Origin of the sequence: Herbaspirillum sp. B65 (assembly GCF_000333555.1) — a bacterium.
GTDB classification, from domain to species: domain Bacteria; phylum Pseudomonadota; class Gammaproteobacteria; order Burkholderiales; family Burkholderiaceae_D; genus Herbaspirillum; species Herbaspirillum rubrisubalbicans.
In genome coordinates, this window is sequence record NZ_BADI01000641.1 from 1 (window position 1) to 11,949 (window position 11,949).

Annotated in this window: 9 protein-coding genes and 1 pseudogene; 6 read left to right on the top strand and 4 right to left on the bottom strand. The window is 60.4% G+C overall.

The window, feature by feature from the left end; translation table 11 throughout:
• Positions 1-206 precede the first annotated feature (206 nt).
• Both adh and I5W_RS15135 read left to right on the top strand, forming a co-directional pair.
• Positions 207-1,727 carry an aldehyde dehydrogenase gene (gene adh / locus I5W_RS15130; RefSeq protein ID WP_017450799.1) on the top strand — a complete coding sequence of 507 codons (1,521 nt, stop codon included), beginning with the start codon at positions 207-209 and terminating at the stop codon, positions 1,725-1,727.
• 114 nt (positions 1,728-1,841) lie between these two features.
• Positions 1,842-2,222, top strand: coding sequence for a DUF779 domain-containing protein (locus I5W_RS15135; RefSeq protein WP_199901748.1), 381 nt, complete (start codon positions 1,842-1,844; stop codon positions 2,220-2,222).
• Here the strand turns inward: I5W_RS15135 and I5W_RS15140 are convergent.
• Complete coding sequence (locus tag I5W_RS15140; RefSeq protein ID WP_044529852.1) at positions 2,203-4,245, bottom strand: sigma-54-dependent Fis family transcriptional regulator; 2,043 nt, start codon at positions 4,243-4,245, stop codon at positions 2,203-2,205. The two genes, I5W_RS15135 and I5W_RS15140, sit on opposite strands and share 20 nt — an antisense overlap.
• Positions 4,246-4,443: 198 nt before the next feature.
• On the opposite strand from I5W_RS15140, the pseudogene I5W_RS15145 reads away from it, so the two are divergent.
• The 4 genes and pseudogenes from I5W_RS15145 (at position 4,444) to I5W_RS15160 (ending at position 9,489) form a co-directional block, all read left to right on the top strand.
• A pseudogene (locus tag I5W_RS15145) lies at positions 4,444-5,698 on the top strand (PA0069 family radical SAM protein).
• Positions 5,699-5,835: 137 nt separating this feature from the next.
• Entirely contained in the window at positions 5,836-6,753 is a 918-nt protein-coding gene (locus I5W_RS15150; RefSeq protein WP_044529853.1) for a hypothetical protein, read from the top strand.
• Complete coding sequence (locus I5W_RS15155; RefSeq protein WP_148289119.1) at positions 6,689-7,810, top strand: hypothetical protein; 1,122 nt, start codon at positions 6,689-6,691, stop codon at positions 7,808-7,810. Before I5W_RS15150 ends, I5W_RS15155 begins: the two co-directional genes overlap by 65 nt.
• 353 nt (positions 7,811-8,163) lie before the next feature.
• Complete coding sequence (locus tag I5W_RS15160; protein WP_044529855.1) at positions 8,164-9,489, top strand: leucine-rich repeat-containing protein kinase family protein; 1,326 nt, start codon at positions 8,164-8,166, stop codon at positions 9,487-9,489.
• Positions 9,490-9,507: 18 nt separating this feature from the next.
• Here I5W_RS15160 and I5W_RS15165 read toward each other — a convergent pair whose 3' ends face one another.
• From I5W_RS15165 to trxB, 3 genes are all read right to left on the bottom strand, one after another.
• A complete protein-coding gene (locus tag I5W_RS15165) occupies positions 9,508-10,161 on the bottom strand; it encodes a Smr/MutS family protein (protein WP_171426992.1) in 654 nt (217 codons plus the stop codon).
• Positions 10,162-10,242: 81 nt separating this feature from the next.
• Complete coding sequence (locus tag I5W_RS15170; RefSeq protein ID WP_252717039.1) at positions 10,243-10,581, bottom strand: I78 family peptidase inhibitor; 339 nt, start codon at positions 10,579-10,581, stop codon at positions 10,243-10,245.
• A 145-nt stretch (positions 10,582-10,726) separates the two neighbouring features.
• Positions 10,727-11,680, bottom strand: coding sequence for a thioredoxin-disulfide reductase (gene trxB, locus I5W_RS15175; protein ID WP_044529857.1), 954 nt, complete (start codon positions 11,678-11,680; stop codon positions 10,727-10,729).
• Positions 11,681-11,949: the final 269 nt, after the last annotated feature.

The window sequence follows — 11,949 nt, forward strand, 5'->3', positions numbered from 1 at the left end:
TAAAGTCCATCACCGACCTGTTGCAAGCTGTTGCCCGGTACTGTCCCAGGCTGCGCCAGATTGACACAGCGTGACAATGGCCCCATGCCAGGGGCCGCGCCAGCCGGGCGTTTGCGGGCTGGCACGCGATTTGCCATCTTGTTGTCCGAACGCCCGACACGGCCATGATCGTGGGCGGGATTTCAACCATAACCAACGGAGACGACATGAACCTGGCAGACATCAGCAAACTCGGTGTACGTGACCCTTTCAAGCAACGTTACGACAACTTCATCGGTGGCAAATTCGTGCCGCCGGTCAAGGGGGAATACTTCGAGAACATCAGCCCGGTGATCGGACGCGCCTTCTGTGAAGTGGCCCGTTCCAGCGCCGAAGACGTGGAACTGGCGCTGGACGCCGCCCATGCCGCCAAGAAGGCCTGGGGCAAGACCTCGCCGACCGAACGCGCCAACCTGCTGTTGAAGATCGCCGACCGCATGGAGGCCAACCTGGAACTGCTGGCCACGGCCGAAACCCTGGACAACGGCAAGCCCATCCGCGAAACCATGGCCGCCGACATTCCGCTGGCCATCGACCACTTCCGCTATTTCGCCGCCGCTGTGCGTACCCAGGAAGGCAGCATCTGCCCCATCGACGACGACACCTATGCCTACCACTTCCATGAACCGCTGGGCGTGGTCGGCCAGATCATCCCCTGGAACTTCCCGATCCTGATGGCGGTGTGGAAGCTGGCCCCGGCCCTGGCCGCGGGCAACTGCGTGGTCTTGAAGCCGGCCGAGCAGACTCCGGCCTCCATCATGGTGCTGGTCGAACTGATCGCCGACCTGCTGCCCCCGGGCGTGCTCAACATCGTGCAAGGCTTTGGCGTAGAAGCGGGCAAGCCGCTGGCTTCCAACAAGCGTATCGCCAAGATCGCCTTCACTGGCGAGACCACCACTGGTCGCCTGATCATGCAGTACGCCTCGCAGAACCTGATCCCGGTAACCCTGGAGCTGGGCGGCAAGTCGCCCAATATCTTCTTTGCCGATGTGCTGGACAAGGACGATGCCTTCTTCGACAAGGCCCTGGAAGGTTTCGCCATGTTTGCGTTGAACCAGGGCGAAGTCTGCACCTGCCCCTCGCGCGTGCTGGTGCAGGAATCGATCTACGAGCGCTTCATCGAGCGCGCCCTGAAACGCGTGGCCGCCATCAAGCAGGGCAACCCGCTGGACAAGAGCACCATGATCGGCGCGCAAGCCTCGCAGGAGCAGCTGGAAAAGATCCTGTCCTACATCGACATCGGCAAGCAGGAAGGCGCCAAGGTGCTGGCCGGCGGTGGACGCGAAGAACTGGGCGGTGACCTGGCCTCGGGCTACTACGTCAAGCCGACCGTGTTCCAGGGCAATAACAAGATGCGCATCTTCCAGGAAGAAATCTTTGGCCCGGTGGTCTCGGTGACCACCTTCAAGGATGAGGAAGAAGCGCTGGCCATCGCCAACGACACCCTGTACGGCCTGGGTGCCGGCCTGTGGACCCGTGATGGCACCCGTGCCTTCCGCATGGGTCGCGAGATCCAGGCCGGTCGTGTGTGGACCAACTGCTATCACCTGTATCCGGCGCACGCTGCCTTCGGTGGCTACAAGCAATCCGGCATCGGTCGCGAAAACCACAAGATGATGCTGGACCACTACCAGCAGACCAAGAACCTGCTGGTCAGCTACAGCCCCAAGGCGCTGGGCTTCTTCTGATCGCTTGATCTTCTGTTTGACTCCTTGTCTTCTTGTAGCAAGGCAGCTTCGGCGCCGGTCCGCTCCCCGCGGCCGGCGCCATTTTTATCGGACAGAGCGAAAAGGAGAAGGCCGATGAGTGCCCCACTCAGAGTGACCGCCACCGAGGCTACGGTGGCATTGCTGCGCCAATTGCAGGCGCGGCATGGACCGCTGATCTTTTTCCAGTCCGGCGGCTGCTGCGATGGCAGTGCGCCGATGTGCTATCCGGCTGATGACTTCACGTTGGGCGATACCGATGTGTATCTGGGCGACATCGATGGCGTGCCGTTCTACATCGGCGCCGACCAGTTCGAGTACTGGAAGCACACGCAACTGATCATCGACGTGGTCAATGGCAATGGTGGCATGTTCTCGCTGGAGAATGGCAGCGGCAAGCGCTTCCTGACGCGCTCGCGGCTGTTTTCCGATGCAGAGTACGACAGCCTGGCGCCGCTCAGTGCCCGCGTGACTTGAAGCGGCGGTAGAGCGTATTGCGCGATACCCCCAAGGCCTTGGCCGCGGCGCTGACGTTGCCGGCATGGGTGCGCAGGGCGCGTTCGATGGTGGCCCATTCGCTGTCGTGGATGGAGAGGCAATCACTGCGCATTTCTTCACATACGGTAGCAGCAGCCATCCCGCAACCCGCCTGCAGCGGCCCTGCCTCTTCCAAAAAGTCATCTGGCAGGTGCTGCACGCTGATCCAGGCCTCGCCCTCGGCCATGGCCAGGGCGGTGCGGATCAGGTTGGACAGTTGCCGCAGGTTGCCCGGCCAGCGGCTGGCCTGCAGCAGCGCCTGGGCCTCTTCATCGAAGCGCGGCGCCAGCGCGCCGCCTTCAGCGATGAGGATGCGCTCGATCAATTGTGCCAGGTCGCTGCGTTCGCGCAAGGCCGGCAACTTCACCTGCAAGCCGTTGATGCGGTAGTAGAGGTCTTCGCGGAAACTGTGGCGCGCCGCCATCTCGCGCAGCGGCTGGTTGGTGGCGCACACCAGCGCGAACTCCACCGGGATCACGCGCTGGCTGCCCAAGGGCGTCACCGTGCGTTCCTGCAGCACGCGCAGCAGCCGTCCTTGCAGCGCCAGCGGCATGTCGCCGATTTCATCGAGGAACAGCGTGCCGCCCTGGGCTTGCGCGATCTTGCCGATGGCGCCCTTGCGGCGCGCGCCGGTGAAGGCGCCATCTTCATAACCGAACAGTTCGGCTTCGATCAGGTTTTCGGGAATGGCCGAGCAATTGACCGCCACGAAGGGCGCCGCGCCGCCCCGGGTCTGGGTGGCACGAAAACGCGCACTCTCGCGGTGGATGGCCTGGGCCAGCCATTCCTTGCCGGTGCCGGTTTCGCCCGTGATCAGCACGGCAATATCGCGGTCGATGACCTTGCGCAACTTGCCGATGATGGCGCTCATGCGGGCGTCGCCCGTATCGAGCGCCTGCAGGTCAGGTCGCACCTGGCCCGGATGCACACGGCGCTGCGGCGCCAGCGGGGTGCTGGGAGTGGCCGGCACGCTCGGCATGGTGTGCATCAGCTCGGGCGTATCGATCACCGCTTCACGTGCATTCTGGAAATGCTGGTCGCGCAGCCGCAGTTCGGCCCGGCCGTGGATGCGGATGCCATTGTGCAGGCACAGTTCCAGCAAGCTCGGCGTGGCCTTGCGGTGGTGTTCGAACAGCAGCGACAGCGGCACCCCGAACAGCGAAGCGAAGGTATGCGATTGCAAGGCCGACAGCGTCAGCCCGAGCTGGAACTGCGCGCTGCGATTGGCGGCCAGGAAGCGCCCCCCAGGGGTGAAGCTGACGATGCCTTCGACCAGCGTGCCGACGAATTCAGCGCGGCTGTGGAAGTGCAGGGTGATGCCATCGGGGAAGCTGCCGGCCAGCAGATGGTTTTCGATCATCTGCGCCGACATGCGCACCAGCGCCATGGTGTGCTTGTGGAAGCTGCCGCATTCGCCCGACACATCCAGCACCCCCAGCACCTGGCCGCGATGGTCGAAGATGGGCGCGGCCGAGCAGGTCAGGAAGCGGTTGGCATCCAGGTAATGCTGCTGGGCGTGTACGGTGGTGGGTTTTTGTTCATACAGCGCGGTGCCGATGGCATTGGTGCCGCGCAATTGCTCCGACCAGCGTGCCCCCGAACCCAGCGCCACGCGATCGGCCTTGGCCAGGAAATCGCTGTCGCCCAGCGTATGGATGATGGTGCCTTCGGCATCCGAGAGGATCACCATGCTGTGGGTGTTGCGGATCTGGTCGTAGAGAGTTTCCATGACCGGGCGGGCGTGGCCGGAGAGGGTCTGGTTGGCCTCCAGCGCCTGCGCCAGGTCGGCGCGCGAGAGCACGGGCAGGTCGGGCTGCTGGCCGCGGGTGATGCCGTAGGACGAACTGCGCTGGTGCGAACGCTCGATGGCCTGCAGGTCCAGCACGCCATCAGTGGCGGCCTGCACCAGGGGCGCCGCGCCCAACAATGCACCGGCGCCGGGCCGGTTTGCCTGGTATTGCATCCTTGTCTCCTTGGAACCTATGGCGGTCCTGATTCCCCCTTGTCACTTTGTGTTGGCTTTCTTTTGATCTTGCGGGAAGCCGAGGGTGATCAAGCATAACCGATTAATGCGGCAGCCGGACAAATTGAAACAGCATTTGCAGGGCCGGCCAAGTGAAGGCAAAATACTGTTTATATATACAGTATTGTTGAGCTTGTCGTGGCTTCCTTCCCCAAATTCCCGCAGGGCATCGCCCGGCCTTTCCCGACCCAGCCTGAACCGTCTGGGACCGACGACGCGACCCTCACGCCGGAGTCCTACCTGCATCGCCCCCAGGTCGCCCAGAAGGGCCGGGGCGCGGTGACCAACCTGCGTGGGCGGTATGAATCGGTGCGCCGGGAAGAGTTCGACGATGGCTGGCAGGCCGTCCGTTTTGCCGAGGCTGGGCCAGTGGCGGGCGAGGGGATGGAGGAGGATGAACCGCCGCGCCTGAAGACCAGCGTCACCGAGGAAGAAGCCAAGTCCATCATCAGCCGCAACAGCTCGCCGGACTTGCCGTTCTCGCTCTCGCTCAATCCTTACCGGGGCTGCGAGCACGGGGCTGTATCTATTGCTTTGCGCGGCCCTCGCATAGCTACCTGGGCCTGTCGCCCGGGCTGGATTTCGAAAGCCGGCTGGTGGCCAAGACCAATGCTCCCGAGCTGCTGCTGCGCGAGCTGGCCCGGCCGTCCTACCAGCCCGATACCATCACGGTGGGCATCAACACCGACGCCTACCAGCCCATCGAGCGCGAGCGCCGCTTGACGCGCCGTATCCTGCAGATCCTGCACGACTGCGAGAATCCGGTCGCGCTCATTACCAAGTCGGCCCTGATCGAACGCGACATCGACCTGCTGGCGCCCATGGCCGCCAAGGGCCAGGCCATTGCCGCCGTCACCATCACCACCCTGGACCCGGCCATCGCCCGCACCCTGGAGCCGCGCGCGGCCAGCCCGGCGCGGCGGCTGCGGGTGATCCGCACGCTGGCCGAGGCGGGCATTCCGGTGAGCGTGTCGATTGCCCCGGTGATTCCCTTCGTCACCGAACCGGACCTGGAACGCGTCATGGAGGCGGCCGTCGAGGCCGGGGCAGGGCAGGCCGGTTACATCGTGCTGCGCCTGCCTTGGGAGGTCAGCCCGCTGTTCCGGCAGTGGCTGCAGGCGCACTTCCCGGACCGGGCGGCGCGGGTGATGAACCGCATCCAGGACATGCGCGGCGGCAAGGACTACGACGCCAGTTTCACCACCCGGATGCGCGGCACGGGCGTGTGGGCCGACCTGCTGCACCAGCGCTCGAGAAGCCCAGCCGGCGCCTGGGCATCGATCATCGCAACCGCGCTTTTGCGACGCTGGATGCCAGTCGTTTCCGGCGGCCGCTCGTCGTGCCGGCGGGGCCGGGGCGACGAGCGAGCGATAGGCAGCTGGATTTGTTCTGAAGGCGAGGGGCGGCGGAAGCCCTGTATTTACCGGGAAAGCTGGATCATGAAAGCACCGCACTGCTGAAGCGGCTTTAATCAGTAATTGTTGTAATCAATTGGTCTTGAGAGAGGGTTTCTGATTCTCATCAACTGAAGTGTATTACTATATTGTCAATATTGCGTCATCAACAAAGCGTATCTTTCAAGTGCGCTTTGTGGTTTCTGGCATGGGGGCAAAATTGGCATTCACCTATACACTCGATCAAGCACAAAGGCTCATTGATGATTTCGAGAACGCCATTTATGACATTCAAACCACTTCATTGAAGGTTATCCTCACTACACTTCATCTGAAGTCTACTAGAGCTATTGAGTTCGTTAAGGCAGGTATATGCAGGCGCTTGAAGGTCATTGAGCATAGTGCTACGCAGATTTTCGACATCTTCCCCCCAAACAAGCTGGATAGACTCACTGCAGATGAATGCACCAACGTCACGATCTTCTTCCAGGCATTCGCGATCAATGTCTATGGGGTATTCGATAATGCAGCTTGGGTAGCTGTCCTAGAAGCAGGTGCCAAGGTCAAAAAAGAACGCATTGGACCGTATAAAGATGAGGCGAGAAAACACTTTCCTCAACCCTTTCTGCACTATCTCGATACGCCATCAGTAAGAGTATGGTTTAAGGAATACGGTAAGCCGTATCGTGATTCCACAGCTCATACTCTCCCTCCATATCTTCCTCCTGCTGTTGTCAATGAAGATGACGGTAAGGTGTTGGAAGAGCTATGCGAGCAACAGAATCAGCTCTTCCAATCTCCTAGTAATCCAGATCTGCAGGAGACGCTTCAACGGCTAGAAGAAAACGCTGACCTTCACCAGAAGATGGGGAATGTGGGACGCAACAGTATCCTCATCGCTAATTCTTCGAGTCCCGATGATGAAAATCCTCCCATCATCCTTCACCAGCAAATCATCAATGACCTTCTTTTGATGAAGGAACTGATGGATGCATTTTGTGCGAGCTTTAAGCCTTCCGCAACTTCAGAGTTTGAAACCCTCATTCTTTCGTGAAGACAAAAATACTATGACTCCTGATCAATTTTCCCTTGTGAAGTCTCACTTCATCAATACCGGTGAGGTCTCGGTAGCCAATCTTCAAAGCTGTTTCAAGATGCAATATTCAGACGCTCTGCCATTGATGAATGAACTTGAATTGAATGGTCTGGTTACTCCCGTTCTTCCAGAGGGATTTCGTGTTCTCTCGTCAGAACATGCTCAACCCATTGAAGTGAAAGCGCCAACTCCCAAGGAAATCTACGCAAGGCAGGTTTTCGAAACAGCTCTCTACCTGGTCGAAACCAAAATCTGCAAAAGAGGTGGTGGAAATAGCGTGGCGTGGGATCAGATAAAGCCAAGCAATGTCACTCATCGTTCAGTGCTTATGCCCTACTTGGATTTGATTGAGACCGTCATCCCTTCCGATGCCGATATCAACGAGCAGAACCTTCTGATTGTCTGCAAATGGGTAGCTGAAACTGAAGGAGAAAACTGTCTCACGCCTCCCTTTACCTTCAGTGACATCGGGGACGAACTTGAGCACAAATGCTCATGGTGGTGCAAAGTCAATGTGCGAGTTACCGGCGAACCGAAAGAAGTGTATTACCACACAGGTCTCATGGCTTGTGCTAGATACCTGCATCGGATCTATTCAGAAGGACCCTCTTTAGGTGGTGGATGGTCTCGAATGGAAATCTTCGTTCACCATGATTTGCGGGCAGAGGGAACCAGCAAAAAATGGGAGGAGCAACTAGCGCTCCATCCTGAAAAACATCTTCTCGATCAACTGGAACATGTGGTTCCATGCGCCTTCATTCGAGATAACGCCTTGCGCCTTTTTAGTTTAGGAGCCTCGATTTATCAAGTCGCCTCATTCATCGGACGACACATGCTCACTATTCGGATGCTCAGAACTGAGTCGGAGTATCTGGATCGCAGTGTAGAAAAGGGTGGTCTTGGACTCTGGACTACCATGCCAAAAAATTGGAAGTTCGGAGACTCCATCTTTGCAAGGCTGGAAGAAGCCAAGATCGAATTCACACCACCAGCATGGTATCGAGCTGATTTTTGAACTTAAAAGTTTGAAACCCTCATAAATACCAAAGCCCCTTTTGGAATGATTTTCTCTCCGGCTGCATCGTCAAGTTTGTCTTTTCTCCCCTGTTATTGATGCCCACATGAGAGGGTTGGAAACGGATGCCGCTCGTTCGTCTTGCGGAAGTAGTTTTCCGCGCACTAGAACTAGGGCTTGTTCACCTTGATGTGCTCAAATCATCCAAAAAACTAGCGAGAGATGGTGGCGATCCCGAATGTGGAGTGATGTAGTTCAGAGATTACGTTGATGCTGGTAGACAAGCTTAATGAGGGAAACGATGGCTGCGGCTGGTAAGATCCGCGTTTTCGTCTGTTTCATCACTTCTCTGCATGCACACTCTGGAACAACTGCGCAGCGGCGCCCTGGAAGGCATTACCCGCCTGTCTCTCTCGTGCGGCCTGCGCGAATTCCCGCGAGAAATCTTCACCCTGGCTGAAACCCTCGAGATTCTGGACCTCAGCGGCAACCAACTGAGCGCCTTGCCGGAAGATCTGCCGCGCCTGACCCGGTTGCGTATCATTTTCTGTTCCGACAATCCCTTCACCGAACTGCCGGCCGTGCTGGGCCGTTGTCCGGCACTGGAGATGATCGGTTTCAAGGCCAACCGCATCGAACACGTGCCAGCGGCATCGCTGCCGCCCACGCTGCGCTGGCTGGTGCTCACGGACAACCGCATCGAAGCGCTGCCGGCCAGCATCGGGCAATGCACGCGCCTGCAAAAGCTGATGCTGGCCGGTAACCGCCTGCGCACGCTGCCAGCTGAACTGGCGGGCTGCCGCAACCTGGAACTGTTGCGCCTGGCGGCCAATGCACTGGAAGAGTTTCCGCACTGGCTGCTGACGCTGCCGCGTTTGAGCTGGCTGGCCATGGCCGGCAATCCCTGGTGTGCGGCGGTGGAAGAGGGGGCGGATAGACTTGCCCAAGTGGCCCCCATCGCCTGGGACGACTTGCAATTGGGCGAGAAACTGGGCGAAGGAGCTTCCGGCGTGATCCATGCCGCACGCTGGAAGACTGGCGCGACGACGCAGGCGGTGGCGGTCAAGCTCTTCAAGGGCGCGGTCACCAGCGATGGCTTGCCGGAGCGCGAAATGGCGGCTTGCATCAGGGCCGGCAGTCATCGCGGACTGATTCCGGTGCTGGGCCGCTTGCAAGATCATCCGCAAGCCGTGCAGGGGCTGGTGATGCCGCTGATCGATCCCGCCTTCACGACGCTAGCCGGGCCGCCCAGCCTGCAATCCTGCACGCGCGACGTCTATCCGCAGGAAGGCAAGCTGCCCTGGAGCCAGGTGATGGCCATCGCCAGCGATATCGCCTCGGCGGCGGCGCACCTGCACGCCCAGGGCATCGTCCATGGCGATCTCTATGGTCATAACATCCTGCATCGGGAGGGCGCCGCCTTGCTGGGGGATTTCGGGGCGGCCTGGCTCTACGATGCCCAAGAGCCTCATGCCTGGGGCGTGCAAGCCATGGAAGTGCGGGCTTATGGATGTCTGCTGGAGGAATTGCTGGCCCATGGTCAGCCAGCCGATGAGGTGGGGCAGAAGCAGCGCACCGCCTTGGCCGGTTTGTGTCAGGCCTGCCTGTCGGCCGATGCGGCCTCCCGGCCGCATTTCGAGGCCATCGTGGCCTTGCTCGATGCGCTGGCCACGGCCTGAGGCTGAGGCTTGGGCGGCCTAGGCCCGTTCGCTGGAGCGCAGCAGCACCACCAGCGCCCCGGCTCCGCCATCGGCGGCGCGGGCCTGGCAAAAGGCCATCACTTCATCCTTCTGCGCCAGCCAGTTGCGCACCTTGTGCTTCAAGACCGGCTCTTTGTTCACTGAGCCCAGACCCTTGCCATGGATCACCCGCACGCAGCGCAGGCCGCGGCGGCGCGACTGGCGCAAAAATTCACCTAGTGCCTCGCGCGCCTGCTCCCGGCGATAGCCATGCAGGTCGAGCTGGGCCTGGATCACCCAGTTGCCGCGGCGCAGCTTGCTCAAGACATCCACCCCCACGCCGGGGCGGGCGAAACTGAGGTTTTCATCGCTGTCCATCAAGGTGTCGACGGTGAATTCGTCGGACAGCGACTCCAGCAGCGCGGCCTGTTCATCGGCCAGGTGCTGGCGGGCAATCGGTGGCGGCAGTTGCGGTGGGTGGAGGGCCTTGTCGGCCGCCTTGGGACGCAAGGGGGCGACTGTGCCGATGCTGTTGCGGAAGAGATTGGCTTCCGCGCGCTCTGCCGCTTCCTGGCGCTGGCGCTCGGCCAAGGCCAGTGCCCGTGCTTTTTCCTGTTCCTGCAAATCGCGGCGCAATCCCTGGAGCGCCGAGAAATCCTTCATTGTCGCCATGACAGCCACCCAACCCTGTAGCGAATTATCCCTGAGCGGGCTACTTTAGCAGAAGCGGGGCGACTCTTCAGCCTGGCGTGCTCAGCCGCAGGCCACCTGGATGACGACCAGGCCCGGATCGACGTGCAGATTCAGGCGGCGTGGGTTGAAGTCCATGGTGGCGGCGCTGTCGGGCTTGAGTACCCGGATCTGGCTGGCGCCGGAATCGGCCAGGGCCTGTTGTTCCAGCTGGGCATTGAGGTTGTCACCGATCAGGTGCTCGGCGCGGGCGACATTGCATTGCCCTGCCGCATCGGCGCTCTGGTTTTCGCGCGAAGCGCTGCAAGCGATCAGGACGGCCCCCAGGCCTAAGGAGGCCAGCAGCGCCTTGATCGCAGGCGGCATCCGGGAGGGCGGTGCAGGAGGCGGTAAGTAGGACACGGTGCTTTCCTCGATCGGGATGATTTTAATTGGTCTGGTTGCTCGAATGAAAACAAAAAAGCCGGGACGAAAAACTCGTCACCGGCTCTTTGAGTGCCCGTTGCGCTACGAGTTCTCGCAGCGCAGCATTTTACATCAATTTACTTTATTCCAAGCCTTCCAGATAACGCTGTGCATCCAGTGCTGCCATGCAACCCGTGCCGGCGCTGGTGATGGCTTGGCGGTACACATGGTCTTGCACGTCGCCGGCAGCGAAGACGCCGTCGATATTGGTGGCCGTGGCAAAACCCTCGGTGCCGGTGCGGGTCTTCAGGTAGCCGTTGGGCAATTCCAACTGCCCTTCGAGGATGCTGGTATTGGGTTTGTGGCCGATGCCCACGAACAGGCCATGCACCGGGATCTCGGTGATGGCGCCATCCTGGGTGGACTGATTCTTGATGCCGGTCACACCGCTGTCGTCGCCGACCACTTCATCCAGGGTGGAGTGCCACTGGATGGCGATCTTGCCCTCGCTGACCTTGTGCAGCAGGCGGTCGATCAGAATGGGCTCGGCGCGGAACTTGTCGCGGCGGTGCACGATGGTGACCTTGCTGGCGATGTTGGAGAGATACAGCGCCTCTTCCACGGCGGTGTTGCCGCCGCCGATGACGGCCACCTCCTTGCCGCGGTAGAAGAAACCGTCACAGGTGGCGCAGGCCGACACGCCACGGCCCATGAAGGCTTGTTCCGAAGGCAGGCCCAGGTATTGCGCTGAGGCGCCTGTGGCGATGATGAGCGCGTCCGCCGTGTATTCACCGTTGTCGCCGATCAGGCGGAAGGGGCGCTCGGAGAGCTTGGTGGTGTGGATGTGGTCGAAGATGATCTCGGTATTGAAGCGCTCGGCGTGCTGCAGCAGGCGCTGCATCAGTTCCGGGCCTTGCACGCCCAGCGGGTCGCCTGGCCAGTTCTCGACGTCGGTGGTGGTCATCAGTTGGCCGCCTTGCTCCACGCCGGTGATCAACACCGGGTTCAGGTTGGCGCGCGCGGCGTAGACGGCGGCGCTATAGCCGGCGGGGCCGGAGCCGAGAATCAGGACCTTGGCATGTTTGGGCGTGCTCATAAGTTACTCATCAAAAATGTTGTGGGTTCGTCTTTCAACTTGAGGCGACTCCCGGGATTTCAATTCTCCCGTTCCCGACCGGTCTTGGTCCAGGCCGGCCAAGGCAAGCTGATCAGCTTGTCAGCGCACAAGTTTGCGGTTTGACGCGCTGCAAAACGGGTAAGATTATAGTCCAAGCCCCCGCTCGGCCTCATGGAATTACGCTATGCAAGCAATAGCCGGGCAGGGCACGGGAAAATGCAGGCAAATGCAGGTTTGCTGTCCCCTAG

Coding starts and splice junctions, on each gene's coding strand:
- I5W_RS15155 (WP_148289119.1), top strand. CDS start 6,689: ATGCATTTTGTGCGAGCTTTAAGCCTTCCGCAACTTCAGAGTTTGAAA.
- trxB (WP_044529857.1), bottom strand. CDS start 11,680: ATGAGCACGCCCAAACATGCCAAGGTCCTGATTCTCGGCTCCGGCCCC.
- I5W_RS15160 (WP_044529855.1), top strand. CDS start 8,164: ATGCACACTCTGGAACAACTGCGCAGCGGCGCCCTGGAAGGCATTACC.
- adh (WP_017450799.1), top strand. CDS start 207: ATGAACCTGGCAGACATCAGCAAACTCGGTGTACGTGACCCTTTCAAG.
- I5W_RS15165 (WP_171426992.1), bottom strand. CDS start 10,161: ATGGCGACAATGAAGGATTTCTCGGCGCTCCAGGGATTGCGCCGCGAT.
- I5W_RS15140 (WP_044529852.1), bottom strand. CDS start 4,245: ATGCAATACCAGGCAAACCGGCCCGGCGCCGGTGCATTGTTGGGCGCG.
- I5W_RS15135 (WP_199901748.1), top strand. CDS start 1,842: ATGAGTGCCCCACTCAGAGTGACCGCCACCGAGGCTACGGTGGCATTG.